Genomic DNA, 26,401 nt, shown 5'->3' on the forward strand with positions numbered 1-26,401 from the left:
GGCGGGCACCGGCGGCCCGCCCGCGCCCGCCCGCGCCGACCCGCGCCCTCACACCCGGCTGCCCGAGGCTGTGCAGGGGGCGTAACCGGCCGCGCTTCGCGGGTGTGACCGCGGCGAAACGGGCCTTTCGTACGGTGCGACGGTCAGCCGTACCCGAGAGGGGAGCCGCGTGCCCGCGACCGTGCCCGCCACCGCGACCGCGCCGGTGCCCGCGCCCCCGCCCGTGTCCCTACCCCTGCCCGAGCCACGGTCCGGACCCCGGCCGGAACTCCTGCCCGGCGCCGAGCAGCGGGCGGAGGGCGACGGGCGGGTGCGTACGGTGTGCGCGTACTGCGGGGTGGGCTGCGGCATGGTGCTCCAGGTGGCCGCCGGGCCCGACGGGCGGCGCGGCGTGGTCAAGGTCTCCGGCGACAAGGACCACCCGGCGAACTTCGGCCGGCTGTGCACCAAGGGCGCCACGACCGCGGACATGCTCGCCGCGCCCGGCCGGCTGACCACCGCCCTGGTCCGGGCCGAGCGCGGCGGCCCGGCCGCCCCGGTGCCGGTCGCCGACGCGGTGGCGGAGACCGCCGCGCGGCTGCGGGCGATCATCGACGAGCACGGCCCGGACGCGGTCGCCTTCTACGTCTCGGGCCAGATGAGCCTGGAGGCGCAGTACCTGGCGAACAAGCTCGCCAAGGGCTTCGTGCGCACCAACCAGATCGAGTCCAACTCCCGCCTGTGCATGGCCAGCGCGGGCAGCGGCTACAAGCTGTCGCTGGGCGCCGACGGGCCGCCCGGGTCCTACCGGGACTTCGAGCACGCCGACGTGTTCCTGGTGATCGGCTCCAACATGGCCGACTGCCACCCGATCCTCTTCCTTCGGATGATGGACCGGGTCAAGGCGGGCGCCAAGCTGATCGTGGTCGACCCGCGGCGGACCGCCACCGCGGCGAAGGCCGACGTCTTCCTCCAACTGCGCCCGGGCACCGACCTCGCGCTGCTCAACGGACTGCTCCACCTGCTGGTCGAGGCCGGCCGCACCGACCCGGAGTTCATCGCCGCGCACACCGAGGGGTGGGCGGCGATGCCGGAGCTGCTGGCCGACTACCCGCCGGCGGCCGTCGCGGAGCTGACCGGGGTCGCCGAGGCGGACCTGCGCGCTGCCGCCGGGCTGATCGGTGACGCGCGGGAGTGGATGAGCTGCTGGACGATGGGGCTCAACCAGTCCACCCACGGCACCTGGAACACCAACGCCCTGGTCAACCTGCACCTGGCCACCGGCGCGATCTGCCGCCCGGGCAGCGGTCCGTTCTCGCTGACTGGCCAGCCCAACGCGATGGGCGGCCGCGAGATGGGCTACATGGGCCCGGGGCTGCCCGGGCAGCGCTCGGTGCTGGTCGACGAGGACCGGGCCGCCGCCGAGGAGCTGTGGGGCCTGCCGCCCGGCACGATCCGCGCGGACGGCGCCGGCGGCGGCACCGTGGAGATGTTCCGGCGGATGGCGGCCGGGCAGATCAAGGCGTGCTGGATCATCTGCACCAACCCGGTGGCCTCCGTCGCCAACCGGACGACCGTCGTCGAGGGCCTGGCGGCGGCCGAACTCGTCGTCGTGCAGGACGTGTTCGCCGACACCGAGACCACCGCGCACGCCGACGTGGTGCTGCCGGGCGCGATGTGGACCGAGACCGAAGGGGTGCTGGTCAACAGCGAGCGCAACCTCACGCTGGCCCGGCCCGCGCTCGACCCGCCCGGCGAGTCGACCGCGGACTGGCGGCTGATCGCGGACATCGCCTGCGCGATGGGGTACGCCGACGCCTTCACCTACACCGGCGCCGAGCAGGTCTTCGAGGAACTCAAGGGCGCCTGGAACCCCAAAACCGGCTACGACCTGCGCGGGGTCAGCTACGAGCGGCTGCGCGGCACCCCCGTGCAGTGGCCGGCCGCGGACCCGGACGGGCCCGACCGCAATCCGATCCGGTACACCGGGCCGGACGGGCCGAGCTTCCCCACCGCGAGCGGCCGCGCCGCCTTCTTCCCCCGCCCGCACCTGCCGCCCGCCGAACTCCCCGACGACGACTACCCGTTCGCGCTCAACACCGGACGGCTCCCGCACCAGTGGCACACCCTCACCAAGACCGGGCGGGTGGCCAAGCTGAACCGGCTCAACCCGGCGCCGTTCGTGGAGCTGCACCCCGCCGACGCGGACCGGCTCGGCATCGCCGACGGCGACACGGTCGAGGTCGCCTCCCGGCGCGGCCGGGCGCTGCTGCCCGCGGTGGTCACCGACCGGGTACTGCCCGGCTGCTGCTTCGCGCCCTTCCACTGGAACGACCTGTTCGGCAAGGACCTGAGCGTCAACGCGGTGACCAATGACGCCGTCGACCCGATCTCCTTCCAGCCGGAGTTCAAGGTGTGCGCGGTGGCCCTGGCGAAGGTGGCCGCGGCGGTCGGGGAGACCGCGGAAGGCGGGGGCGTTGCGGAAGGCGGGGATCTCGGGGCTGCCGGTGCTGCCGGGGAGGCCCCGGCTCTCGCGGAGGCCCCGGCCCCGGCGCTGGACGCACCCGCCGCCGTACCCGCCGTCGCGGCGCCTGCTGTTGCGGCACCCGCCGGACTCGCCGGTGCCGTCGGCCTGTTCGGCCTCACCGATCCGCCGCCCGTGCTCGGCGCGGACGAACGGCAGTACCTCGTCGGGTTCCTGGCCGGGCTGGAGTCCGGTGCTCCCGGGGTGCCGGTGCTGCCCCCGGACGCGCCGTTCCGGCCCGCCCACGCGCGCTGGGTCAACGGCGTCCTCGCAGGCATGTACTCGCGCGCGCCGGAGGCACCGCAACCGCACCCCCCGTACCGGCCGGACAAGCAGTCCGGGCAGGGCCCCGCCGCGACGGCGCCGCCCGACCGGCCCGTGCCGCCCCCCGTACGCGATGTCGTGGTGCTGTGGGCCTCGCAGACCGGCACCGCCGAGGACTTCGCGGCCGGTGTCGTGGAGCGCTTGGCGGGCGCGGGCCACCGTCCCGCCCTGGCCGGCATGGACACCACCGACCCCCGCACCCTGCCGGACACCGCCGACCTGCTGCTCATCACCAGCACCTACGGCCACGGCGACGCGCCCGACAACGGCGCCGGCTTCTGGGACGCGCTCACCGCCTCCGACGCGCCCCGCCTGGAGGGCCGCCGCTACGCCGTACTGGCCTTCGGCGACTCCTCCTACGACGACTTCTGCGGCCACGGGCGGCGGTTGGACCACCGGCTGGGCGAACTCGGCGCCGTACGGCTGGCACCCCGCACCGACTGCGAGCCCGACTACGAGGACACGGCCGGGGCGTGGCTGGAGGGAATGCTCACGACCCTGGGGCAGACGCCCGCCGCACCGCCCGCGCCCGTATTCCCGCCCGCACCCGCGCCCGCCGCACCGCCCGCCTCCGCACGGCCGCCCGCGGCCCCGCCCGGCGTCTCCGGGGCGCCCGGCGCGGCCCGCACCGCCCCCGCCCGCGCCGCGCGGCCCGTGACCGCGCTGCTGACCGGCAACCGCCTGCTCAGCGGCCCGGGTGCGACCAAGGAGGTGCGGCGCTTCACGTTCGACACCCGCGCGTGCGAGGTGCCGCTCGGCTACGAAGCCGGGGACGCGCTCAGCGTCACCCCCGTCAACTCCCCCGACCTCGTGGCGGAATGGCTCGCCGTGACGGGGCTGGACGGCGCCACCGCCGTGGACGTGGCCGGCGGGGGGACCGTCTCGCTGCCCTTCGGCGAGGCGCTGCACCGCCACTTCGACATCACCCGCATCACCCCGGCCCTGCTCCGCTTCGTCGCCGAGCGCACCGGTGACCGCCGGCTGCGCGACATGCTCCGCGCCGACGGCAACGACCGGCTCGCCCAGTGGAGTTGGGGCCGCCAGGCGGTCGACGTGCTCGCCGAGTACACGGTGTCCGCGACCGCCCAGGAGTGGGCCGGCGTCCTCCACCGGCTCCAGCCGCGCCAGTACTCGATCTCCTCCAGCCCGCTCACCGACCCGCACGAGGTCGCGCTGACCGTGGCGGTGGTCCGCTACGACAGCCCGCGCGGCCGGGCCCGGCAGGGCGTGTGCTCGCCCTTCCTCGCCGACGCCGCCGAACGCGCCGAGGTGCCCGTCGCGTTGCGCCGCGCCCCGAACTTCCGGCCGCCTGCCGACCCGGCCGCCCCGATGGTGATGATCGGCCCCGGCACCGGCGTCGCGCCCTTCGTCGGCTTCCTGGACGAGCGCCGCGCCCGCGGCGACCGCGGCCCGAACTGGCTGTTCTTCGGCGAGCGGAACCGCGCGACGGACTTCTACTACGAGGCGGAGTTGACCGCCCACCTCGACGGCGGCACCCTCGCCCGCCTCGACACCGCCTTCTCCCGCGACCAGCGCGCGAAGGTCTACGTCCAGGACCGGATGCGCGAGCACGGCTCCCGCCTGTGGCGCTGGCTCCAGGACGGCGCCCACCTCTATGTCTGCGGCGACGCGGCCCGCATGGCCAAGGACGTCGACCGCGCGCTGCGCGACGTCGCCGCCGTGCACGGCGCCCTGGACCGCGACGCGGCCGACGCGTACGTCAAGCGGCTCGCGGCGGAGAAGCGGTACGTCCGCGACGTGTACTGAGGCGTCCGCCCGCCGCCGGGCGGTCGCGTCAGCCGAGGCTGCTCGCGGCGAGTTCGTAGTCGTTCGCCTGCGCGGGCGTGAGGACCTGGGAGACCCGGATCAGGGAGGCGCCGACGTAGTAGTGGTACTCCCCCGCGCTCGCCGTGCCCTGGGCGCCGCTCTCGATCGACCGGGCCCGCGCGTGCGCCTGCGCCGCGGTCGCGAACGTCTCGATGCTGCCGCCGCGGACGACCGCGTCCGCCTTGGTGCCCTCCACGTCGGCGGGCTGCACCCGGGAGTCGGCGAACGCCACCTTCGACAGGTAGCCGCGCGAGGTGCCGAGCAGGTGGTCCGGGTCCGTGGCCGCGGTGTACACGACCGTCGTCGTCATCGTGGACACGCTCCGCTCCAGCGTCGAGGCCACCTGCTCCGCCGACGTCAGGCCCACCGCCACCGCCTGCTCCGAGGCCGTGGCCGCGCTCCGGACGCCGCCGCCGTCCGCCCCGCCCGACGAGCACCCGGCCAGCAGCCCGCACACCGCGGCCACCGCCACGAGCCCAGCGCTGACACCAGTGGTGCGGAAGGTGGCACAGATGCGCATGTTTCCCCCAGATCGGGACGTGAGGGCATACGTTAACCCCGCGGTCCCGCTCTCCGGGAGCCCCGGGACGGCATCCGCTCAGTCAAGACCCGGTAACGCCCCCGCAACTCTCCGCTGTGCCGCGCCCATGCGGCCCGGCAGCGCCTCTCATCGGGCCACGCCCCCGCACCTTCCGCACACCGCGTCAGCCGCGCAGCGGGGCCGCCAGCGCCTTGCGCCACCGGGCCCGGGCGAGCAGCCTGCGGGTCTCCCGCTTTCCGGGTTCGTGGTAGATCACGAAGTCGTCGAAGCGGTACACGCCGGGCCGGTCGGCGACGGAGACGGCCGCGTCGCGTATCGCCACGAGCTGGGCGGGGGTCATCTGGAGGGCCCGTTCGCCCGGCTGGAAGGTCGCTCCGAGCGGGTGGTCCCGCCCTGGCCGCCGCGCCATCTCGATGTGGCAACCCAGCACATGGGTGACCGGGTGGGTTCCGGCGAACTCGGCCAATTTCCGCATCGTCGTGAGGAAGGCCGGGAAGTCGGCGACATAGAGCCGGCCCGGGAGCACGGTGTCGCCGGTGAACAGGATGCCGGTCCAGCGGTCGTAGAAGGTCAGGGACGAGTCGTGATGGCCGGGCGTGGCCAGCACGTCGAGCACCCGGCCGCCGAGGTCGAAGGAGACCGGGGCGCTCCCCAGGGCCGCCGCGTCCGAGCCGAGGCCGAAGAACTCCCGCGCGGCGTCCGCCTCCTTCGGCACCACCGCGGTCCCGGGCCGGTCGGTGAACTGCGGGTCCCCCGCCACGTGGTCGCCGTGCGCGTGCGTGTGCGCCACCACCAGGCCGTACCCCTCACGCGGGTGTGCGGCCAGCCACTGGTCCACCAGCCCGTCCACGGTGGCGCGCAGCGGACACGCCGCCGGGTCCCCGGTGGCGCCGGAGTCCAGCAGCAGGGCCCGCTCGTTGCCGAAGAGGAGGAAGAGGAAAGGCGCTTCGTAGTTCACCGTCTTGCTCTGGCGGAGCAGCACGGTGTGCGGGTCGTACCAGTGCGTCTGGACGGGCGGCTCCTGCTGCCATCGGGCGCGCACGCCATGCCTCCAGACGACGTCCAGCGAGCCGTCCACCGGAGCTTCGGTCTCGAAGTCGACTTCCCCGTCACGCGTCACTGCCATCCCCGCCTCTTCCGGTCGTGCGTTCCCGCCCTGCCGGGTACGCCTCGCCTGCGCCCGGTCCGGACGCCGGGCGCGCGGACCCGCTCGGCTCGGCGGACGCGGCCGCGCCGTCCGTGCCCCAGCCCTCCGCGGCGACCGGTGTGGCCGCCATGAAGTACCGCACGAGCCGCCGCGGCGGCGACCCGCCCCCGACCGCGTCCCGCACCCACGCGTCCGAGCCGGCGCCCTGCTCGGGCGTCACGAGGTACGGCCGCAGCAGTTCCTGCCACTGCCGCTCGATCTCGGGCATGTCCTCCGCGGAGACGACCGCCAGCGCACTCACCATGCCGGCCTTGCCCCGCCACTCCGGGCTCTCCGAGCCGCGGCGCTCCGCGTACCCGAGGATGGCCGCCATCTCGCGCTCCACGACGCTCCGCTCGAGCCTGCGGCCGATCGCCTCGGCCGCGGCCGTGTCCGCCCCGGCCACGTCGAACCGCATCTCCCTGCTCGCGTCCACAAGCCGCCACCGCCGCTCCCGCCGGTCGCCCCCGTGCTCCGCCTCTTCCACGAAGCCGTACTTGCCGAGCTGGCGCAGGTGGAACGAGCAGTTGGCCTGCGGCACGCCCAGCGCCCGCCCGCACCAGGCCGCCGTCGCCGACTCCACCGTCGAGAGCACTTCCATCAGATCCAGCCGCAACGGATGCGCCAGCGCCCGCATCGCCTTCGGATCACCGATCGTCATACCCCAAAGAATACTTTGGCAATCCGGAATGTCAACGCTTTCTTTGGCATGGTGGAGTCGTGCCCCGTCCAGGGCCGGGCGGGGGGTATCCGGCGGGCCCGGACCGCCGGCGGCGGGGGCGTGCTGCGGTGCTGTCACAGCACGGTCACAGAGGTCGGCAGCCGGGCGCTGGGTGGGGCAAGGTGGCCGCATGCGTACCCGAATCGCCGCCGCGGCCGTGGCCGCCGCCGCACTCGCCACGTTCTGCGCGACCGCGTGCTCCTCCGGCAGCGGCGACAAGAGCGCGTCGGAGCCGACCACCCCGGCGACGGCGTCGGTGACCGCCGCCCCGACCACCGGCGCCACGGCGACCCGGCCGCCAGCCCCGAGCGGCGCGAACCGGCAGACGTACCTCGCCGCGCTCAAGGCGATAGACCCGTCGCTCGCCGCCGACCCGAACCAGGTGATCGAGGAGGGCCGCCTCCAGTGCACCGTGATCAACGGTGACTCGCAGACCGCCGACCACCTCGCCGCCCAGCGGTTCAGCAGCACCGGCCACCAACTGACCGACGCGCAGGGCGCGGCGATCGACGCGGCGCTGAAGCTCACCGTCTGCAAGGGCTGAGCGCGCGGCGACCGGCCCCGCGCCCGCGGCCGCCCCAACCCCCGCGCACCCGCTGCCGGGCGCCGCGCCCGACCTGCCACCGGGCTTGCCCGGGGCCGGAGTTGCGCACGGGGTACTCCGCCAGGTATCCACAAGCCCTAACGCTGCGGGAAGGTGACGCATGGCTGGACTGACGGACGTCTGGAAGCGATCCGCGATCGGACGCCTGTCGAAGCAGGCGTCGCACATCGAGTTGATGCACCGCTCGATGGGCTTTGCCGCACTCGGCTTCGTCACGCTGATGCCGCTGCTCGTGGTGGTCGCCGCCGCGACCCCGTGGGAGCACCGGCCCGGCTTCGCGCAGTGGGTGATCGACGGCATGGGCCTGGACGGCAACGGCGCCCGCAGCATGCGCAGCATGTTCGCCACGCCCAACCACGTGCTGAGCACCACCGGCGCCTGGAGCCTGGCCACGGCGGCGTACTTCGGGCTGTCCTTCGTGGCGAGCGTCGAGACCGGCTACCGCAAGATCTGGGACCTGCCGGCCGGCCCGTGGCACCGCGACTGGCGCCGCGCGGTGTGGCTGGCGGTGCTCACCGCCTACCTGTTCTGCGAGTCGCAGAGCGCGGCGGTGCTGGGCAGCGGCCCCGTGCCGAGCGCGGTACGCATCCTGCTCACCTTCGCCCTGGGCGTGCTCTTCTTCGCCTGGGGCCAGAACTTCCTGCTCTACGGCTCGGTCCGGGTGCGCACCGCCCTGCCCGGCGCGGTCCTGACCATGCTGGGCCTGGCCGGGCTGCGGATCTTCTCGCACCTGTTCTTCGCCCCCATGCTCGAGTCCAACGCGGTCACCTACGGCCCGGTCGGCAACGTGCTGACGGTGGTCACCTGGCTGGTCGGCGTGGGCTTCGTGGTCTTCGGCGGCGCCCTCGTCGGCCGGCACGTCCGCGACGGCCGCACGCTGCGGCGGGGCGGCGAGATACCGCGACCGCCGCAGCCCGAGGGCTGGTTCGAGAAGCCCGAGGCCACCGTGCCCGCGCTGCCGTGGCGTTCGGACGGCGCGGGCGGCGCGATCGACTGACCCCGCCGACCCCGCTCGTACGACACAGCGCGGCGGCCCGCGCACACCCCGTGGCGGCGCTTCCCACAACAGCAACCCCCCTCGTACGCAGGGACGTTGACGTGAGACGCTTCGCGCACGGGCGTTCGCGGGAGGGGCGGGCACCCGTCACGGAGAGAGGAGCGCAGCGTGACGCAGAACGGCTTCCGCGCCGACGAGATCGACACCAGCAGGCCGCATCCCGCGCGGATCTACGACTACCTGCTGGGCGGCAAGGACAACTACCAGGTGGACCGCGAGGCGGGCGAGCAGCTCATCGGCGTCGCGCCCGAGGCACGGATCGGCGTGCAGGCCAACCGGGCGTTCCTGCAACGCGCGGTGCGGCACGTGGTCGGCGCCGGCGTCCGGCAGATCCTCGACATCGGCACCGGGCTGCCCACCTCCCCGAACGTCCACGAGATCGCCCGGGAGGTCGCGCCCGACGTGCGCATCGCGTACGTGGACAACGACCCGATCGTGAACACCCACGCCAACACGCTGATGAGCGAGGCCGGTACGACCAGTGTGGTCCTCGCCGACCTGCGCGACCCGCAGGCGATCCTGAACCACCCCGACGTCCACCGGGTCATCGACTTCGACCAGCCGGTCGCCCTGCTCCTCGTGGCGATCCTGCACTTCGTCACCAACGCCGAGGAACCCGAGCGGATCGTGGCCACGCTGCGCGACGCGCTCCCGGCCGGCAGCTACCTGGTGCTCTCGCACGCCACCAGCGACTTCAACGACCGCCGCGAGACCGCGACCGCGTACACCAACGCCACCGCGAGCATGAACCTGCGCAACCGCGCCGAGATCGCGCGGTTCTTCGACGGCTTCGACCTGATCGAGCCCGGCGTCGCGCAAGTGCCGTTCTGGCGGCCGGACTCCGAGCCCACCGCCGACGAGCGCGAGATCGGCTTCTACGGCGGCGTGGGCATCAAGAACGCCTGATCCCGGCCGCGTTCGCGTCCGCGCACCGCTCCCGCCCTCCGTGTCCCACGGGGCCGGGCCGCTCTTCTCCCGCCCTGTGCGGTCGGCCCGGTCCCCGGCAACTTGCCGGTGGCAGTACCCTCTTGACCCTCACGGCCCCTCCTCTCCGGTCTCCGGGCGGCTGCCGGACGCCGTGGGCCCCGGCAGATCGGCCCGGCCGCCGGTGGAATCCGAGTACGGAACAGGGCGTCGGGGAGCTGCGAGCGGCAGTTCCGCCACAAGGGGCAGCGCGAGGGGCGGATTCAGGTGAGCGACCACCAGGGCACGGGCAAGGACGCGGGTGCGGGCATACCCGGCGAGGGCGGCGGGGCCGCGGAGCAGCAGGAGCAGCAGCCCGCGCGGAAGCCCGAGCAGGAACCCGCGCCGAAGTCCGCGCAGCAGCCGTCGGGGAGGCCCGCGGCCAAGGCGGTCCGCAAGGCCCCGGCGACACGGCCCGCACCGAAGGACGCTGCTCCCGCCGAGGGCGCGGCGGACGGCTCCGGCTCCGGGGAAACGGCTGAGGGCGCCGCCCCGGCCGGCGCACCCGCGGGGACGTCGGCGCGCAAGGCGGCCCGAACCCGCGCCGCCGTACCGGCGAAGAAGACCGCAGCGGCCGCGTCCACCCCGGCACGCAAGGCGACCGCCGCGAAGAAGGCGGCCCCCGCCCAGAGCGCAGGCCCAAGGACGACGTCCAAGGCCGCGCCGAAGACGCCGAAGATTCCGCCGACAACCGCGCCCAAGCCCGCAGCCACGGCCGCGGCCACGGCCACGAACCCGTCCGGCACCGCGAAGAAGGCGCCCGCCCGCCCCGCGGCGAAGTCCGCCCCGGACAAGGCCGTCACCACCCCCGCCGCTCCCGGCACCGCCACCCCCGCCGAGCCGCCCGCGCCCGCCTGGCAGGTCCCCGGCTACACCCACACCTCCGGCCCCGCCGCCGTCCCCACCGGCCAGGTCGTCCGGGCGACGCGCGACGCCGACGGCACCCAGGTCGCCATCACCTACCTCGCCCCCGAACTCGCCGGGGACGCCCGGTTCCGCGCCCGGCTGCGCGCCGAGGCCGAACGGCTCGCCACCCTCGAATCGCCGTACACCGTACGGCTCCTCGCGTACGTCGAGGACGGCGCGCACGCCGCCGCCGTACGGGAACCGGTCGAGGGCGTCACCCTGGCCGCGCTGCTCGACGCGAAGGGCGCGACCTCGCCCGAGGCGGCGCTGACCGTGCTGAAGGGCGCGCTGCTCGGGCTCTCCGCCGCCCATGAGGCGGGCATCTCGGGCGGCTCGGCCTGCCCTCCGGCGAACCTGCTGGTGACGGCCGAGGGCACCCCGGCGCTCGTCGACCTCGGCGGCACGTCCAGCACCGCCGACATCCCCGCGGACCTGCTCGCGGCCACCGCCACCTGCCACGCCTGCCTGCCCGAGGGGAAGGCGGCCGAGCCCGTACAGCCCTTGCTGGCGGCGGGGTTGGCGGCCGAGCCGGCCGAACGGCCGCGCAGCGCGATCGACTTCGCGGTGGAGCTGGAAGCGGTGGCCGTGGCGGCGTACGGCGCCGCGTGGGAGGAGCGCGGGCGCGCCGAACTCGCGGCTCTGGTCAACACGTTCGCGGTGGCGCCGGGAGCGGACGCCGTACCGGCGGGCGCGGCCGCACCCGTGCCCGTACCGCTGCCCGCGCCCGCACCCGCGCCCGGTGAGCCGGCGCGCTCCGGTGTCGCGCTCGTGCCGCTCGTCACCGCGGACTACACCGAGGGCGCCGCTCCCGGTGCCGGCGCCGGGGAGGAGCCCGACCGGCGGCGGCGCCGCAAGGGCCTGCTGCTCGCGGCCGCGGCCGTCATCGTCGCGGGCGCGATCACCGTCACCGCCGTGGCGACGGGCGGGAAGCACGGCACCGCGGCCGCCGCGGACCCCTCGCCGTCGGCCGCCCTGACCACCGCCGCGTCCCCGGCTGCCACCGCCTCCGCGGCCTCACCGTCGCCGGAGGCCACCACCGCCTCGCCCACCGCCACCACCCCGTCCCCGAGCGCGACGTCGGCCGTACCCGCCCCGACCACCGCGCCCGCCACCGCCACGTCCGCGCCGGCCGCGACCACCACGCCGACCACGATCCGCCGCACCACCGCGCCGCAGCCGCACGACCCGGCGGGCTCGGCACACGTCACCTCCGTCGCCGTCACCGGCGCCCAGTGCACCTCCGACGGCCGTACCGCGAGCGCCACGGTCCGGGTCCGCTACGACGGCAGCTCGGGCACCCTGCGGGCCGTGTGGTGGCGCAGCTCCACCCCGAACCCCCAGGGCTCGGTCCAGCTGGTCTCGCCGCAGACCGCCCAGTTCCCCAAGGGCGGCAGGAGCTTCACCTACAGCGGGAAGGTCTCGGACATCGCGCCGGACCGCGACCGCCCGTACGTCGGGATCACCGTCTCCACCAGTCCCGCGGCGGCCTCCGGCGACAACTCCTTCGCCATCGCCTGCCGTTGAGCCGTTCCGGCCCGCCCGCACACCGGTCGGTGCGCGGGCGGGCCGACGGCATCGCGCTGCCCGCCTCCCGCGGTCCTACGGCTCGATCGGCACCCCGCGGCGGGCCAGCAGCGCCTTGAGCGACTGGATGACCGGGAACACCTCGTTGTTGAGGTCGGCGCCCTGCGTCTCGTACGCGCGCTGCTCGGCCTCCACGATCACCCGGTCCTGCCCGAAGATCCCCTCGGTGAACAGCGTGATCACCGGCCACAGCAGATGGATCACCCCCGGCACCGGCGGCTTCTGCACCATGATCAACCCGTAGGTGTGGTTGTGGTGTTGCGCCTGGTCGGTGGGCACGTACGCGTTCCACAGGTCGAGCGCCGGCGGCTCCTCGCGCTTGCCGTCGGTCCAGTAGCGCAGCGTCTGGTACGGGTAGCCGGTGCGGATCGTCATCAGGTCCGCGTACTTGTCGGTGCTGCCGCTGCCGATGATCAGCCGCTCGCCCAGCGACTGCTTGCCCTCGGTGCGCGAGAAGGAGTAGTCCGCCTCCAGCCAGTCCTCGCCCTCCCGCACGTCCAGCAGCCGGGCCCGTATCCGGCCCATCAGACTGCGGTGCAGGAACTGGTGGTTCATGTCCATCAGGTTCTCGTGCATGAAGGAGTAGTGGCAGGCGATGTCCCGGTCCAGCACCCGGGTCTTGTACCTGCTGTCGCGGTGGTAGGGCAGTTCGGGCACCGGGGTGACGTCGGCGAGTTCCTGGTCGCCGGGGAAGACGAACAGGAAGCCGTGCGCCTCCCGGCAGGCGTACGCGCGCACCCCGTTCGGCAGGGTCCGTTTCCGGTCCAGGTAAGGGATGTTGACGCACGCGCCGGTCCGGTCGTACGCCCAGCAGTGGTAACCGCACAGCAGCTGCTCGTCCTTGACCACCCCCATGCTCAGCGGCACCTGGCGGTGGGCGCAGCGGTCCTCCAACGCGTACGGGGCGCCCTTCTTGGGCCGCACCAGCACCAGTTCCGCCCCCGCGAACCGCGCCGCGAGCGTCCTTCCCGGCTTCAGGTCCCGTGAACGCGCCAGCGGATACCAGAAGTTCGGGTCGATCCCGGTCGTCCTCGTGGTCGGGACGTCACCCTCGGGGGCCACGTCCCGGTACTTGCGCAAAGGGTTCGCCTTCGGCAGCGTCATACCCCCGAACGTACCCACGGCCTCCCACCCCGCCCCGCGGCCCGTTCAGTATGGACTTGGTCAAATCTCCCGGCCGCGACCGCGGGCGGTCACGGGTAGTACGGGGTGTAGGTGACCGAGGAGACCTTCAGGTAGCGGGCGCCGTCCGCTGTGGCCCAGGTGGAGGCGTCCGGGTTGCCCGGCCAGTCCCCGCCGACCGCGGTGTCGATGATGAAGTGCATCCCGACGCCCGAACCGGTGGTGTACCACTTGGTGCCCTGGTAGACGTCGTCCACGTCGAAGTCGATGTGGTCGGGCCACCAGCTGAACGAGTACGTGTGGTAACTGTTCGTCCAACCCGCGGAGTTGTGCGCACTCCACTGCGTCTGCGCGTTGTTCGTGTCGTGGAACGTCTGGTAGACGGTATCCGGGTCGGACCCCACGATCTCCGCGCCGTCCATCTCCGGCAGCCACGGGTTCAGGTACGCCGCCCACACCGCGGGCAGCAGCCCCTGCCCGTTCGGCATGCTCGCGGTGAAGCGGTATGTCCCGTACCCGTACAGCGCCTTGGACTCCACGCGCCCCGAGTAGTACGTCCCGCCGGACTGGTACGTCTTGATCATCAGCGTCCCGCCGTCGTACCACACGCAGTCCGGCGAGTACGTCTCCAACTCGTTGTTGGCGGTCCACCGGCCGCTGATCACGTTCCACGAGTCCACGGTCTGCGGCGCCCCCCACGAACTCGCGTGCGCGGACGGCTGCACCAGCACCAGGGACAGGAACCCGGCGACCACCGCGCCGAGGAGGCGGCCGAGCCGCACACGCACAGGTGACATCGGAACTCCGTTGCTCGAAGGCCGTGGGGGGACCGGAGTGGCAGCGCCGCCCTCGCACCGTAGCCCGTTGGTCCGTACCTGACAAGATGCGCCGCGGGCGGTAGCCGCACGCCCCGGCCGCCCCGGCCGCGGCGCCGGTGACCGCCGCCCGGGCCGTCGTCCCTTCACGCGGGCCCGGGCGGCGGTCGGCCGGATCAGGCGCCGGCGGTCGGGGTGGAGGTGGGGGCTGCGCCGCCACCGGGCACGTCCTCGCCGTCGTTGGTGGCGGCGGGGTCCACGGCCATCGTGATGTGGCCGGCCACACCGCGCTGGATGTGCCGGTGGTCGTAGACGAGCTTGAGCAGCCCGCCCTGGGTCCCGGTACCGGGGTAGATGCCGTCCTCGTCGAGCGTGGTGCGGGTCACGGTGTTCGCCGAGTACGGGGACACACCGGTGGTGGCCTCGACGGCGGTCTCGGCGAAGTAGAACTGCCCGGTGTGGCAGGTGCGGCCGCCGGTGTAGCCCGCGGAGGTGCGCGTGCCGCCGGTGTGCACCTTGGTGTGCACGTGGACGGCACGGCCGGTGTACCAGCCCGGGAAGACGGTACGGAAGGTCACGAAGCCCTCGTGGTCGGTCATCTGGATGCCGCGCAGCCAGGTGAGGTCGTCCGTCGGGGTGGCGTGGCCTCCGCCGCCGCCTCCGGAGGGCGGGCCGCCGGTGGGCGGGGTCCCGGTGGGCGGAGTGCCGGTGGGCGGGGTACCGCCGCCGCCGTTGCCGGTCTGGGTGTAGCCGGAGTAGACGCCGGAGGCGTCGCAGTGCCAGATCTCGACGGCGGAGTTGCGCAGCGGGCGGCAGGTCGTGGCGTCCACCGCGCGCAGGACGAGCAGCAGCGGGATACCGGTGCGGTCCTCGACGACGTTCCTCCGGAAGAGTTCGTAGTCGAGGTAGTACGGTCCCTCGATCTGCTCGCTGGTCAACTGCATGCACGTGGTGGCGGCCAAGGCGTCCGCCCGCACGGCTCCGACCGTCGCCGATCCCGCGGCGGTGGTCCGGTCGGAGGCGTGTGCCGCGGCGCCGAGGCCCGTGAGGGCCACTGCGCCGGCACCGGCGAGGGTGAGCGCGCGGCGGCGGGTCAGGGCACGGGAGACGACGGCGTTGTCGGGTTCGTCGTGCTGTCGGTTGGTCATTTGCGTGACGCTAGGAAGGCAGCCTGTGACGGCCATGTGAAACACCAGCCGGATTCCGGCCAGATGAGCGCGCCGCGGGTCCGGCTTCGTACGGCTGCGGACAGCGGCGGGTGCCGGACGAGGCGGTGGCCGGCCGAGGCGCGCGGTCAGCGGGTTGTCCTGATGGCGGGCCTCCCGAGGCGGTTGGGGGTTTCGGCGAGGGCGTCGGCGTACTCGTAGGGGTCGTGGTCGAAGACCAGGGTGCGGCGCTCGTCGAGGGTGTAGGCGCTCCAGCCCGGGTCGCCGTCGTGCGCGAAGCGGACGAGGGCGGTGTGCATGCGCGTCGCGAGGTGCTGGGGGGCGGCCGGGCCCAGGAGTTCGGGGGCCTGGGGTGCGTCGAGGTGGTCGAAGGCGAAGGGGAGGTCGGCGCAGTGGGCGGCGCCGAAGACGGGGGCGGGCCAGGCGGACTGGTAGGCGTAGGTGGGGATGCCGGCCCGGGCGGCGGTGTCGGCGATGTGGCGGGCGGGGCGCCGGAAGGTGCGGTCGCTCAGCGCCTGCGCGAGCGCGTGCCCGGGGTTGCGGCTGCCGAGCCGGCCGAGGTAGGTGTCGAGGTCGTCGGCGGTGAGGCCGAGGTTGGCCATGCCCTGCACGCAGGCGTCAATGCTGGGAGCGGTGGTGAGGTCGCCGAGCAGGAAGTTCCACTCCTGGGTGGTGGTGCCGATCAACAGGGCCTCCACCGCGCCGGGTTGGGAGAGTGCGTCCTCGGGTGCGGTGGTGATGGCTTCGCCGTCGAGGGTGGGCTGCCAGCGCAGTGCGTCCCGGCCGGCCCGGCGGGCGCGCTCGTCGACGCTGTCGGCGGGCGCCTGGACTTCTCCGGGCAGCCAGGCCCGTTCGAGTTCCATGCGGCGGGCGGTGGGTGCGGCCGAGAGGGCCTGCCGGGTCCGCGCGGTGCCGAGTTGCGCGGCGAAGTCGGCGGAGAGCTGCCGCATGCGCTCCAGCGGCGTGAGCAGAGGCGTGCCGGCGCTCATCACGAGCAGGCGGCGGAACAGGCTGCGGGCGGCCGGGGCGCCGGTCAGGGCGAGCGCGGCCGTCGCGCCGGCGGACTGCCCGGCCAGGGTGACGTTGGCGGGGTCGCCGCCGAAGGAGGCGATGTTGTCGCGTACCCAGGTCAGCGCGGCGGTGATGTCGAGCACGGCGCGGTTGGCGACCTGGTCGTCGAGGATCATGAACCCCTCGGCGGCGACACGGTAGTTGGGGACGACGAAGACCACGCCGTCGCGGGCGAAGGAGGCCCCGTCGTACCAGGGGCCGGCGTTGCTGCCGGTGAAGAAGCCGCCCCCGTACAGCCACACGATCACCGGGAAGGGGCCGTCGCCGCGGGCGGGGGCGTGGACGTTGAGGTTGAGGGCTTCGTCGCCCGCGATCACGGGGTCGGGGAAGAGTTCCTGGGCGACATGCGGGTGGGCGGGGCTGGGTCCGTGGCGGGTCGCCTCGAAGCAGGTGGTGAACCTGCCCCGCGGCTGGGGGACGTCGAAGGCGCGGCCGGGGTACGGGGCGCGCGCGTAGGGGATGCCGAGGTAGGCGGTGTGGGTCGCGTGCGCGATTCCCCTGACGGGGCCGCAGGGCGCGTTGACAGGCACGGAGTGCTTCCTTCTGGCGGGCGGGTGTGGGGAAGAGGAGGGCCGCGATCGCGGGATGGCGCTCCGCGGCGGTGGCGGAACCGGTCCGGCTCAGGCGGTGTCGGCCTCGTTCGCCGCGGCCGCGGTGTCCGGAGCGGGCCGGAGCCGCAGCGCCAGGGCCGCGGTGCCCAGGGCGAGGACGGCGAGCGCGTAGAACGCGACGCGGTAGCCGTCCACGACGGCCGCGTTGCCGCCGCTGCCGCTGTGGCTGGTGACGCCGGCGGCGATGGTGGCCAGGACGGCGAGGCCCAGCGCCGCACCGAGCTGGCGGCACATGTTGAGCAGCCCGGAGGCGACGCCGGCGTCGCGGGGGTCGATGCCGCTGGTCGACGCGACGATCGCGGGCATCATCGTCAGGCTGGTGCCCGCACCCACCACGACGGTGGGCAGCAGCACGCCGGCGACGTAGTCCGAGCGGACCGGCAGCCGCCCCAGCCAGACCAGACCCACGGCGGCGACGACCCCGCCGACCACCACCAGGCGGCGGGCGCCGACGACGGGGATCAGCTTCTGGGACAGCAGCACCCCGGCGCTGATGACCGCGACCATGGGCAGCAGGGACAGTCCGGTGCGCACGGCGCTGTGTCCCAGGACCTGCTGGAGGTAGAGCGAGAGGAAGAACAGCGGCGCGGTGATGACGGCGCCCATGCACAGCGTGAGGACGTTGCCCATGCGCACGTTGGCGACGGAGAAGATCCCCAGCGGGACGAGCGGTTCGCTGCTGCGACGCTCGACGGCCACGAACGCCGCGAGCAGCACCGCCCCGGCCACGAGCGAGCCGATCACCCGGGCGGCTCCCCAGCCCGCGTCGGGCGCCGCCGCGACGCCGTAGACGAAGGTCGCGGCCGACAGGGTCACGGTGAGCGCCCCCGCGAGGTCGATGCGCGAGCGGCGCTGTGCGGTCGCGGTCGGCGCCAGGCAGGTCAGGCTCGCGACGAGCAGGCCGGCCCCGATGGGTACGTTCACCAGCATCACCCATCGCCAGCTCACCGACGCCAGCAGGCCGCCGACCACGATGCCGGCGGCGCCGGCGCTGGAGGCGGCCACGCCCCACCAGGTCATGGCGCGGGTGCGCTCGGACGGTTCGGTGTGGCTCGCGGTGATCAGGCTGAGGCTGGAGGGCGCCAGCGCCGCGGCCCCCGCGCCCTGCACCACCCGGGCCGCCAGCAGCATCCAGCCGTCCTGCGCCAGCCCGCCTGCCAGCGAGGCCGCCGAGAAGACGACCAGACCGGTCTGGAAGACGCGGCGGCGTCCGAACAGGTCGCTGGCGCGGGCGGCGAACAGCAGCAGACCGCCGAAGGCGACCAGGTAGCCGTTGACCACCCACTGCTGGGTCGGGGCCGACAGGCCGAGGCCCGCCTTCATGGCCGGCAGGGCTACGTTCACGATGGAGGAGTCCAGCACCACCATGAACTGCGCCACGCACGCCACGACCGCGACGGCCGCGAGCGCGACACCGGGCTTGGCCACCCCGTGCGAAGGGTCCGCGGCCGGGGGCGCGGAGGTGCCGGCGCCCGGGGCGAGGGGGGATCGGTGGGGCATGACGGTGCTCCTCGGTGTTTCCGGATAGGCTGTCCGTCAATCGTAGAGCGATAACGGATAGGCTGTCCACCAAGGGGGTGCGAGCCTTGGGGCAGGCCTAGCGGGTATCCCGGACCGGCGCACCCCGGGGTCGGCGCACCCCGGGGTCGGCGCACCCCGACCCGAGGACCAGGCCTGGAGGAGGAGCACATGGAGGCGGGCACGACGGCGTTCCCCAAGCGGCGCGCGGCCGCGGAGCGCAACCGCGACAAGATCCTCGACGCGGCCCGGGAGGCGTTCGCCGAGCCCGTTCCCGACATCTCCATGGCGGAGATCGCCCGTCGCGCCGGGGTCGGCATGGCCACGCTGTACCGCAACTTCGCCGGCCGGCAGGAGCTCCTGGAGGCGCTCTACGCGGACGAGGTCGACCAGGTCTGCGCCGCGGCCACGACCGAGCCCGGCCAGACCCCCGCGGCAGCACTCATCACCTGGCTGCGCCGGCTGATCGCGTTCATCCCGCACAAGCGGCTGATCACTTCCGAGCTGCTGGAGCACACCGACCGCGACGGCCTCACCAGCCACCGCGCCCGAGCCGTCGAAGCGGGCCGCCCCCTGCTGGCCGCCGCCCAGGAAGCCGGGCAGATCCGCGACGACCTCACCCTGGAGCAGGTCTTCGACCTGATCGTCGCCATCGCCAAGGTCAACGAGTCACCCGACTACCTGCACCCCCTCTTCGAAACCGTCCTCGACGGCCTCCGCCGCGGCCCGGCCTGAGGAGCCGCCCGACCGCAGGTCGGACGGCAGCAGGCTGCCCACCTGGCTTCGGCCGGACGAGAGCCTTCCGTGCGTTCCGCACCCGAGCGCTGTCGTCAGAGCAAGGCGCATCCTCGAACTCTGCGGACGCCATCGGCCCCGGCTGTGGCGGTGTCGACGTCACGGGTCCGCGCGAACGAGGTCGACGCGTCCGTGGCCCTGAGAACGCACCAGTCGTAGAGGCGGATCACCACGGCTCACGAGGTCAGGATGCCCGTGGTCGGCCGGCCCTGCTCGACGCGTTCGAACTCGGTTATGCCGCAATGGAGTTCCTCGTTGGTCCGAACGGGGCCTGGACACTGGTCGACCTCAACCCGAACGGCCAGTGGGCGTACGTCCCGGCACTGCGCACCCCCATCACCAACGCCCTGGCCGACCTCCTGGAGGAACCCGCCCGCCGCCGACGAGCTGCGCCGCCTCATGACCGAACGCCTCGTCGCGGACGGCGCCCTGGGCACGCCGGGCTGGCGCGATGCGTTCGCCGAAGTGCCGCGCGAGGTGTTCGTGCCCGAGTTCACCCTGCGGGCCCGCGGCGGGAAGGTCCGCTACACGCCGGCGGACCCCTCCTGGATCGCCGCGGTGTACCAGGACACCTCACTCATCACCCAGGCCGACGAGACCGGCACTGCCACCAGCTCCAGCACCGCGCCAACCCGCGGGGTACGCCCCGACGCTCGTGGCGGGCGACGGCGTGGCGGGCCACCCCGACCGAGCGCCCTACGACCGGCTCGTGGCGACGTGCGGCGTCGGCCGCGTGCCGGACGCATGGCGGACCCAGGTCCGGCCGGGCGGCCTGATGGTCGTCGCCGTCGGGTACGGCATCGCGCGCCTGACGGTCGGCGAGGACCACAGCGCATCCGGCCGCTTCCTGCCGCACCTCACCGCGTTCATGGCGGCCCGCTCCACGCCGGACGCGACCGCGGCCGCGGCCCGCCACATCGCGGGCACCCTGGCGGCCGCGCAGGGAGAGCACCAGACGATCACCGTCCCCGCCGGCCTCGACGCCGACCTGCCGCAGCTCCTCGCCTCTCTCATCCACCCGGACGTCGCCCAGATCGACCTCGTCGACGCGGACGGGCGCACCGTGCGCTGCCTGTACACCCCGGACATGGAGTCGTGGGCCCGCATCACCATGCGCGACCCCCGCGAGGCCGACCTCGTCCACGGGGGGCCGCGCGATCTCTGGGCGGAGCGCGCGCCGCACCTGCACACGTGGGTCGAGGCCGGACGCCCCGGCATCGACCGCTACGGACTCACCGTGACCGCCGAGGGCGGCCACACCCTGTGGCTCGACGACCCGACCGGGCACGCCTGGCCCCTCACGTAGACCTCACCGCGCTGCCCACCCCGTCACCCGCGGGTCTTTGTTCGCCCGGGCCCGGCACGCCACCCCAAGGTTCGCCGGGCACGGGTCCGCTGGTCACCTCCCGGGGGGACGCACCGCTGCGTACCCTTCTCGTCGTGGGGGGGGACCCGCCGTGGCGGCGGTCCAGCCCTGTGGCTGATGCAGTGAGCCACTGCGCACGACAGGGGAGATGGCATGGACTTCACCAAGAACGTCAAGGGTTTCGCCAGAGGAGCCGCAAGGCGTTTCACAGAGGTCGTGGCATCCATGAAGCAGGCCAAGATCCAGTCCATACGCGACGATGCGCAGAAGGCCATGGACGAAGGCCGCGTCGTTTTCGTGTACCGGATCAACGGCGGCTCGCTGGACTACTCAGGCTCGCTCGATGGCCTCGCGGAGTACATCGAGGTGATCGAGACGGTGGGATGGCGACTCGATCAGTCAACATTCACGCACGACAAGGAGGGGGCTACGTCGGCTTTTCTCACCTTCCGGCGAGCGGAGGGCTCCGTTGGGGCAAGGTGAGAACGAGCAGCGATGCCCACCGCCCTCGGCAACCGTGGCGCTTTGAGCCGGGGTTGCCCGGCAGTCGTGGGGATATCACCACGACTGGCCGCCAGGTGATGGTCATGCCGACCGAGTACGACAGCCACCGACCCCGCTGGGCGAGCCAGGCGACGAACTCATGAGTACCGCCGGCGGAGTCGGTACGGTCAGTGTCCGGCGTCCACGCCGGTACTGCTTCGGCAGCTGTGCCAACGCCAGTTGGGTCGTGGTGATGTGGTCAGCGGCGGTGTTGCTGCCTGCGTTTCCCGGCCGCAGCAGTCCGGCCACCGGTTCCCCACTGCCGCCGCTGCCGTGATCGACGAATCCCATCAGCGGGTGGTGTCCGAAGGTCTTCTTCCAGGTCGCGGTGGCGTCCTGCTTCTCGGAGTGGGCCAGCACGAGCACTCCGTCCAGGTCCACGATCACCGGCTCTGCCCGCAGCATTGCGACATCGGCAAGGCCGTCTCCGCCCAGAGCGACTGCCAGGGCCACGTCCAGCAGGATCTTGCCCGGATCGTGCACCGCCCTCGCACGTCGCCACGGCGTCAGCGCCGCCGATATCGCCTGGTCAAGCCCCACCTTGCGAGCCGTCTCGACCAGCAAAACAGCCCCGGCCTGGGACACCACCGCTCGGCCACCGCCCTGAACGCGGACACGTGGGTACGACCCGATGGTTAGGCTAGCGGCGTGACTGACTTCGTGCAGGTGTCCACCGCCACCGAGACGCGGGAGCAGGCAGTTCAGTTGGCGGAGTCGGTCGTACGGGCGCGGCTCGCGGCCGGGGCACAGGTGGTCGGGCCGGTGACGTCGGTGTTCTGGCACCTCGGGGAGTTCGGGACCGGGGAGGAGTGGCAACTGCTGCTCAAGACCACCGCCGAGCGGTACGCCGCTCTCGAAGAGCACCTGGTGGCGCACCATCCCTGGGACAAGCCGGAGGTCGTCGCCGTACCGATCACCGCGGGTTCGCCTCCGTACCTGCGGTGGGTGGAGGCCAGCATCGCACCGAGCGAGAGCCGGTAAGCGTCAGCCCGCTGCCTGTTCCAACACGACGGCCACCACCGGTGATTGCCGATGAACCGCAAGTTTGGTGAGTAGCGGCGCCAACCGGGCGCGCGGGCGGACGGACGCGACGCCGTCAGCCAGGTCCAGCGCGCGTCCCGTTGCGGCGGCGGCCTGCTCGACCTCTCCAGCGGTGAGGTACGAGTCCGCGAGCCACGACGTGTAGAGCGCCTTGTCGCGGGCGTGGCTGTCGTCATACGAGGCGAGCGCGCTCTCCAGGACGGGAACGGCCCTCAACGGCCTCCGCAGTTCGGTCCAGCACCGGCCGGTCATGATCTGGAGTTCCGTGTGATCGACCCATGCGACCCAGTCCGGTTGGGGTGAGCCGTTCGCACTCGCGAGTGCTTCATGCGCCGACGCCAGAGCCTGCTCGGCCTCGGTCGCCTGCCCGGCCGCGTTCGGCGGGCTCGATAGGGTCCCCCGGCACCCCGGATCACCACCGACGCAAGGAGCAACCCCGCAGTGAACCACGAGACATGGACGACGATCGACCGCCTCGTGCGGTGGCTCGACGAGAACGACAACGCCACGCCGGAGACGGCACGGCTGCTGCGGCTGCTCAAGCTGTCGGAGGAGGTCGGCGAAGTCGCCCAGGCCGCGATGGGGGCCGCGGCGGCCAACCCCCGGAAGGGCAACTCGCACACCTGGGAGGACGTCCAGCACGAACTGTGCGACGTCATCCTGAGCAGCATGGTCGCGCTGGCCACGCTCACCCCGGACGCGGGCAAGGTGTTCGAAGAGCGGCTCGGCGTCGTCGCCGACCGGTCGCTGTCCCGGCCGGAGCACGCCGAAACGGTGTGAACCCGACGAAAAGAGGCCCTGGCCGGAATCACTCCGACCAGGGCCCTTCCGGTAGGCCGCGTGGGACTCGAACCCACAACCAATGGATTAAAAGTCGCCCGGATTCCGGACCGAAGGATGACCCGTAGTCCGCAAGGATCCTGTTCGTGCAGGTAGGCAGCATGACTGGTCCACTTCGGGGCAGACCGTTTTCCCTGTTCCGCAGGCGTCCGGGCTCACACCGGGCTCACCGGGGTGCCGCGAGTGCCGCGGGTGCCGCGGGTGCCGCTGAGCTTGGCACGGCAACGGGCCGGGCTCGTCGGGGTGGCTGCACTCATCGGGAAGGCGGGAGAAGCATCCGTCCGCCTTCCCGATGGGATCAGGTACCGACCGTGACGCGAGCGGCGAACTTTGCTAGCGCTCCAGGCGATTTTGAGATCCATCCAGCAGGTGTGTCGGCGGATCGTCGGGTAGTAGTGGCAGCGTCGGGCTGTTGCCTGGTGGCGTCTGCGCCAGATTGACCAGTGCAGCATCCTGGCAGCGTTCTAGGCCAGCGGGCCGAGGACGACTACGAGCCGGATCGCAGCCAGGAGTGCAGCAGTCGAAGACACGTGCACACCGGCACCCGCGACCCAGACGTCAGCAGGGGCAATGAGGGCTCGTGATTCCGCCGCTGTACGTCGCGGAATGCCTGTTGCTACGCCTCGCAGGGGCGATGAGGGCGCGCCCGTTCGGCCTCATCGGCGCCCCTCCGTTCTCCGTTGCTACCCATCGCAGGGGCAATGAGGGCACCGTGGCCCTGCTGATGTCCACGCCTCTGCCGGAAGGTTGCTACCCCTCGCAGGAACGATGAGGACCCACGTCATCGCGCTCGCCGTCGCCGCCCTGATCATGTTGCTACCCCTCGCAGGGGCGATGAGGACCTGCTCTCCGACCAGCCGGGTCAAGGTGTAGTCGGACGCGTTGATACCCCTCGCAGGGGCGATGAGGGCCGATGCTGGAGCTCCAGGTCCAGTACCAGCGCTACCGGTTGATACCCCTCGCAGGGGCGATGAGGGCCAGCCAGCCGCACTTCTTCCAGGGCGGCCACATCTAGTTGACACCCCTCGCAGGGGCGATGAGGGCGGCCGACGCCCCCACCGCGCGCCTGCTGTTGCCCGCGTTGCTACCCCTCGCAGGGGCGATGAGGGCGGGCGGCCAGACCGTGGGTGAGCGAACTGCCCGCGGGTTGCTACCCCTCGCAGGGGCGATGAGGGCCCCGCGTCCAGCTCGCCGTCCCGCCGGTCGACGGCCGGTTGCTACCCCTCGCAGGGGCAATGAGGGCCCACGGCGGCGACCCGATCCGCGTCGTCGTCCGCAACACGTTGCTACCCCTCGCAGGGGCAATGAGGGCGGTGTACTTCGGCGCCCGCAAGGCGAGGGTCGAGTCGTTGCTACCCCTCGCAGGGGCAATGAGGGCCGCGTACGCGTCGTCCCGCAGCGTCAGCGACTCGATGTTGCTACCCCTCGCAGGGGCAATGAGGGCCGGCGTTCTGCCACGCGGCGAGCTCGGCGCGTGGGTTGCTACCCCTCGCAGGGGCAATGAGGGCTCGGGGTGCTGGTCAGCGCGCGGCGGGGCGTGTTCCAGTTGCTACCCCTCGCAGGGGCAATGAGGGCTCCGAGACGCAGATGCAGATCACCCGGGGGTCGCACGGGTTGCTACCCCTCGCAGGGGCAATGAGGGCCCCTGGTCGGCGGCTCGCCCACCACCGGCCCCGACAGGTTGCTACCCCTCGCAGGGGCAATGAGGGCCCCGCACGGCGGTTTCCACTGCGAAGGCAGTGGTGCCGTTGCTACCCCTCGCAGGGGCAATGAGGGCACCCTGCCCGCCAGCCCGCTCGGCCCCGGACCGGCCAAGTTGCTACCCCTCGCAGGGGCAATGAGGGCTCGTCGCGGACGACACCGGCGCCACCACCACCGTCACGTTGCTACCCCTCGCAGGGGCAATGAGGGCCTGGCGGCCGACGCGAACTGCGGCGCCGACCACGCGTTGCTACCCCTCGCAGGGGCAATGAGGGCACCTGCGGGTGCCCCACCCCGACCAGGAAGCCGCGCGGTTGCTACCCCTCGCAGGGGCAATGAGGGCCTGGTCCTGGTCGTCGTTCACCCCTCCAACCTAGTTGTTGCTACCCCTCGCAGGGGCAATGAGGGCCGCCGCTTCGAGCGGCGGGACAAGGACCGGGCCACGGTGTTGCTACCCCTCGCAGGGGCAATGAGGGCGGGACTTCATCTCGTCGGCGACATGATCCGCCTCATGTTGCTACCCCTCGCAGGGGCAATGAGGGCGCGTCGGGCACGGTGAGTCTGAGCCGGGCCCGCAGGTTGCTACCCCTCGCAGGGGCAATGAGGGCACGTCCCACGAGGGGGACACAGTGGCGCCGGCCGCGTGTTGCTACCCCTCGCAGGGGCAATGAGGGCGCTGGGTGCGGGCGTTCGGGTCGGCGTCCGCGATGTGTTGCTACCCCTCGCAGGGGCAATGAGGGCGCGTGCACCGTGCAGGTGGTCACCATCGGACCGCGCTGTTGCTACCCCTCGCAGGGGCAATGAGGGCGCGGGAAGGCATCAGCGGCCCGGCCGTGGTCGACGCGTTGCTACCCCTCGCAGGGGCAATGAGGGCACGCGGCGGGCGGCGCGCACGGCTGACCGTGCGGCGTGTTGCTACCCCTCGCAGGGGCAATGAGGGCAAGTGCTGTGGGAGGCCATCGCCGGGGCCATCGCGGGGTTGCTACCCCTCGCAGGGGCAATGAGGGCGCGCCTACACCGCGACCGGCAACGCGCTGCACAACGTTGCTACCCCTCGCAGGGGCAATGAGGGCTCACCGTCCCCCCTGGCCGCGGCCCATCGTCTTCGTGTTGCTACCCCTCGCAGGGGCAATGAGGGCTTTGCTGGACGTCTGCCCGCGGGACCGGCCCGTCAGGTTGCTACCCCTCGCAGGGGCAATGAGGGCCCCACGGTAAAGCTGCAGGTCGGGTGGTGGGAAGGGGGGCGTTGGGGGTGGGGTTTTGCAGCGGACCTCCGGTAGTGCGGGTGGGCCCGGTGTGGCGCTGAAATTCGGTGGGGGTCGGGGTGGTTCAGAGGACGTCGGTCGGGGCGGGTTCGGTCGCGCCCCACTCAAGGCGCTCGGGGACGGCTCCTGGGGGGAAGGTGTAGACAAGGACGTTGTCGTAGGTGAGGTCGAGGACGGATTCGACGGCGCTGTGGAAGCGGCGGAGTTGGGCGTCGCTGAGGTGGCCTTCGAAGACGCTGCGTTGGACGTGGTGGAGGTATTTGCGGCAGGTGCGGAGGATCTTGGGGTTGCGTTCGGCGAGGGTGTCGTAGACGACAACGACGTACACGAC

At 73.0% G+C, this 26,401-nt stretch carries 20 protein-coding genes, 1 pseudogene and 1 CRISPR repeat array; of the genes and pseudogenes, 10 read left to right on the plus strand and 11 right to left on the minus strand.

The window, feature by feature from the left end; all coding sequences use genetic code 11:
* Positions 1 to 349 precede the first annotated feature (349 nt).
* On the plus strand, positions 350 to 4,594 hold the full coding sequence (locus tag AC3ERT_RS29070; RefSeq protein WP_435177757.1) for a bifunctional nitrate reductase/sulfite reductase flavoprotein subunit alpha: 4,245 nt from the start codon (positions 350 to 352) through the stop codon (positions 4,592 to 4,594).
* 28 nt (positions 4,595 to 4,622) lie between these two features.
* On the opposite strand, the gene AC3ERT_RS29075 is transcribed toward AC3ERT_RS29070, so the two are convergent.
* The 3 genes from AC3ERT_RS29075 to AC3ERT_RS29085 form a co-directional block, all read right to left on the minus strand.
* Entirely contained in the window at positions 4,623 to 5,174 is a 552-nt protein-coding gene (locus AC3ERT_RS29075; protein ID WP_435177725.1) for a hypothetical protein, read from the minus strand.
* 184 nt (positions 5,175 to 5,358) lie between these two features.
* The gene (locus AC3ERT_RS29080; protein ID WP_435177727.1) at positions 5,359 to 6,321 is read right to left on the minus strand and encodes an MBL fold metallo-hydrolase; all 963 of its coding nucleotides are present in this window, start codon (positions 6,319 to 6,321) and stop codon (positions 5,359 to 5,361) included.
* Positions 6,305 to 7,042 (minus strand): ArsR/SmtB family transcription factor, encoded by a 738-nt coding sequence (locus AC3ERT_RS29085; protein WP_435177729.1) that lies wholly within the window; start codon positions 7,040 to 7,042, stop codon positions 6,305 to 6,307. The genes AC3ERT_RS29080 and AC3ERT_RS29085 overlap by 17 nt, the downstream gene beginning before the upstream one ends.
* Positions 7,043 to 7,232: 190 nt before the next feature.
* Here AC3ERT_RS29085 and AC3ERT_RS29090 point away from each other — a divergent pair, with 190 nt between their 5' ends.
* The 4 genes from AC3ERT_RS29090 to AC3ERT_RS29105 all read left to right on the plus strand — a co-directional run bounded on the left by AC3ERT_RS29090 (position 7,233) and on the right by AC3ERT_RS29105 (position 12,156).
* A complete protein-coding gene (locus AC3ERT_RS29090) occupies positions 7,233 to 7,646 on the plus strand; it encodes a hypothetical protein (protein WP_335970451.1) in 414 nt (137 codons plus the stop codon).
* Positions 7,647 to 7,806: 160 nt separating this feature from the next.
* Positions 7,807 to 8,703, plus strand: a complete 897-nt coding sequence (locus AC3ERT_RS29095) for a YhjD/YihY/BrkB family envelope integrity protein (RefSeq protein ID WP_335970450.1) — start codon at positions 7,807 to 7,809, stop codon at positions 8,701 to 8,703.
* A 168-nt stretch (positions 8,704 to 8,871) separates the two neighbouring features.
* A complete protein-coding gene (locus AC3ERT_RS29100; RefSeq protein WP_335970448.1) occupies positions 8,872 to 9,669 on the plus strand; it encodes an SAM-dependent methyltransferase in 798 nt (265 codons plus the stop codon).
* Positions 9,670 to 9,954: 285 nt separating this feature from the next.
* Positions 9,955 to 12,156, plus strand: coding sequence for a protein kinase domain-containing protein (locus AC3ERT_RS29105; RefSeq protein WP_435177731.1), 2,202 nt, complete (start codon positions 9,955 to 9,957; stop codon positions 12,154 to 12,156).
* A 75-nt stretch (positions 12,157 to 12,231) separates the two neighbouring features.
* Here the strand turns inward: AC3ERT_RS29105 and AC3ERT_RS29110 are convergent, their stop codons facing one another.
* The 5 genes from AC3ERT_RS29110 to AC3ERT_RS29130 form a co-directional block, all read right to left on the minus strand.
* A complete protein-coding gene (locus tag AC3ERT_RS29110) occupies positions 12,232 to 13,320 on the minus strand; it encodes a Rieske 2Fe-2S domain-containing protein (RefSeq protein WP_335970444.1) in 1,089 nt (362 codons plus the stop codon).
* A gap of 89 nt (positions 13,321 to 13,409) precedes the next feature.
* Positions 13,410 to 14,135 (minus strand): glycoside hydrolase family 16 protein, encoded by a 726-nt coding sequence (locus tag AC3ERT_RS29115; protein WP_435128697.1) that lies wholly within the window; start codon positions 14,133 to 14,135, stop codon positions 13,410 to 13,412.
* A 194-nt stretch (positions 14,136 to 14,329) separates the two neighbouring features.
* Positions 14,330 to 15,301 (minus strand): intradiol ring-cleavage dioxygenase, encoded by a 972-nt coding sequence (locus tag AC3ERT_RS29120; protein WP_435177733.1) that lies wholly within the window; start codon positions 15,299 to 15,301, stop codon positions 14,330 to 14,332.
* A gap of 146 nt (positions 15,302 to 15,447) precedes the next feature.
* Positions 15,448 to 16,920, minus strand: coding sequence for a carboxylesterase family protein (locus AC3ERT_RS29125; RefSeq protein ID WP_435177735.1), 1,473 nt, complete (start codon positions 16,918 to 16,920; stop codon positions 15,448 to 15,450).
* A gap of 90 nt (positions 16,921 to 17,010) precedes the next feature.
* A complete protein-coding gene (locus AC3ERT_RS29130) occupies positions 17,011 to 18,501 on the minus strand; it encodes an MFS transporter (RefSeq protein ID WP_435177737.1) in 1,491 nt (496 codons plus the stop codon).
* A gap of 189 nt (positions 18,502 to 18,690) precedes the next feature.
* On the opposite strand from AC3ERT_RS29130, the gene AC3ERT_RS29135 reads away from it, so the two are divergent.
* From AC3ERT_RS29135 to AC3ERT_RS29145, 3 genes are all read left to right on the plus strand, one after another.
* A complete protein-coding gene (locus AC3ERT_RS29135) occupies positions 18,691 to 19,254 on the plus strand; it encodes a TetR/AcrR family transcriptional regulator (protein WP_435128709.1) in 564 nt (187 codons plus the stop codon).
* Positions 19,255 to 19,969: 715 nt separating this feature from the next.
* Positions 19,970 to 20,620, plus strand: coding sequence for a methyltransferase domain-containing protein (locus AC3ERT_RS29140; protein ID WP_435128712.1), 651 nt, complete (start codon positions 19,970 to 19,972; stop codon positions 20,618 to 20,620).
* Positions 20,621 to 20,833: 213 nt separating this feature from the next.
* Entirely contained in the window at positions 20,834 to 21,163 is a 330-nt protein-coding gene (locus AC3ERT_RS29145) for a hypothetical protein (protein WP_435128715.1), read from the plus strand.
* A 94-nt stretch (positions 21,164 to 21,257) separates the two neighbouring features.
* Here AC3ERT_RS29145 and AC3ERT_RS29150 read toward each other — a convergent pair.
* Positions 21,258 to 21,856: pseudogene (locus AC3ERT_RS29150) on the minus strand (transposase); the annotation flags it as partial.
* Positions 21,857 to 21,871: 15 nt separating this feature from the next.
* On the opposite strand from AC3ERT_RS29150, the gene cutA reads away from it, so the two are divergent.
* Positions 21,872 to 22,204, plus strand: coding sequence for a divalent-cation tolerance protein CutA (gene cutA / locus AC3ERT_RS29155; RefSeq protein ID WP_435177739.1), 333 nt, complete (start codon positions 21,872 to 21,874; stop codon positions 22,202 to 22,204).
* Positions 22,205 to 22,207: 3 nt separating this feature from the next.
* On the opposite strand, the gene AC3ERT_RS29160 is transcribed toward cutA, so the two are convergent.
* Positions 22,208 to 22,714, minus strand: coding sequence for an NsdA family TPR-like regulatory protein (locus AC3ERT_RS29160; protein WP_488179797.1), 507 nt, complete (start codon positions 22,712 to 22,714; stop codon positions 22,208 to 22,210).
* On the opposite strand from AC3ERT_RS29160, the gene AC3ERT_RS29165 reads away from it, so the two are divergent.
* A complete protein-coding gene (locus tag AC3ERT_RS29165; RefSeq protein ID WP_435128724.1) occupies positions 22,706 to 23,044 on the plus strand; it encodes a MazG-like family protein in 339 nt (112 codons plus the stop codon). The genes AC3ERT_RS29160 and AC3ERT_RS29165 overlap by 9 nt on opposite strands.
* Positions 23,045 to 23,716: 672 nt before the next feature.
* A CRISPR array of direct repeats spans positions 23,717 to 26,010; the repeat unit is 30 nt; unit sequence GTTGCTACCCCTCGCAGGGGCAATGAGGGC.
* Between the two features lie 124 nt (positions 26,011 to 26,134).
* Here the strand turns inward: AC3ERT_RS29165 and cas2 are convergent.
* The gene (gene cas2 / locus AC3ERT_RS29170; protein WP_435177741.1) at positions 26,135 to 26,398 is read right to left on the minus strand and encodes a CRISPR-associated endonuclease Cas2; all 264 of its coding nucleotides are present in this window, start codon (positions 26,396 to 26,398) and stop codon (positions 26,135 to 26,137) included.
* Positions 26,399 to 26,401 lie beyond the last annotated feature (3 nt).

It is taken from the genome of Actinacidiphila sp. bgisy145 (assembly GCF_057708125.1).

Excerpts from the sequence above, each read along its gene's own strand:
- AC3ERT_RS29115 (WP_435128697.1), bottom strand. The coding sequence starts at position 14,135 with ATGTCACCTGTGCGTGTGCGGCTCGGCCGCCTCCTCGGCGCGGTGGTC.
- AC3ERT_RS29135 (WP_435128709.1), top strand. The coding sequence starts at position 18,691 with ATGGAGGCGGGCACGACGGCGTTCCCCAAGCGGCGCGCGGCCGCGGAG.
- AC3ERT_RS29145 (WP_435128715.1), top strand. The coding sequence starts at position 20,834 with ATGGACTTCACCAAGAACGTCAAGGGTTTCGCCAGAGGAGCCGCAAGG.
- AC3ERT_RS29120 (WP_435177733.1), bottom strand. The coding sequence starts at position 15,301 with ATGACCAACCGACAGCACGACGAACCCGACAACGCCGTCGTCTCCCGT.
- AC3ERT_RS29070 (WP_435177757.1), top strand. The coding sequence starts at position 350 with ATGGTGCTCCAGGTGGCCGCCGGGCCCGACGGGCGGCGCGGCGTGGTC.
- AC3ERT_RS29085 (WP_435177729.1), bottom strand. The coding sequence starts at position 7,042 with ATGACGATCGGTGATCCGAAGGCGATGCGGGCGCTGGCGCATCCGTTG.
- AC3ERT_RS29075 (WP_435177725.1), bottom strand. The coding sequence starts at position 5,174 with ATGCGCATCTGTGCCACCTTCCGCACCACTGGTGTCAGCGCTGGGCTC.
- AC3ERT_RS29110 (WP_335970444.1), bottom strand. The coding sequence starts at position 13,320 with ATGACGCTGCCGAAGGCGAACCCTTTGCGCAAGTACCGGGACGTGGCC.
- AC3ERT_RS29090 (WP_335970451.1), top strand. The coding sequence starts at position 7,233 with ATGCGTACCCGAATCGCCGCCGCGGCCGTGGCCGCCGCCGCACTCGCC.
- AC3ERT_RS29130 (WP_435177737.1), bottom strand. The coding sequence starts at position 18,501 with ATGCCCCACCGATCCCCCCTCGCCCCGGGCGCCGGCACCTCCGCGCCC.
- AC3ERT_RS29095 (WP_335970450.1), top strand. The coding sequence starts at position 7,807 with ATGGCTGGACTGACGGACGTCTGGAAGCGATCCGCGATCGGACGCCTG.
- AC3ERT_RS29080 (WP_435177727.1), bottom strand. The coding sequence starts at position 6,321 with ATGGCAGTGACGCGTGACGGGGAAGTCGACTTCGAGACCGAAGCTCCG.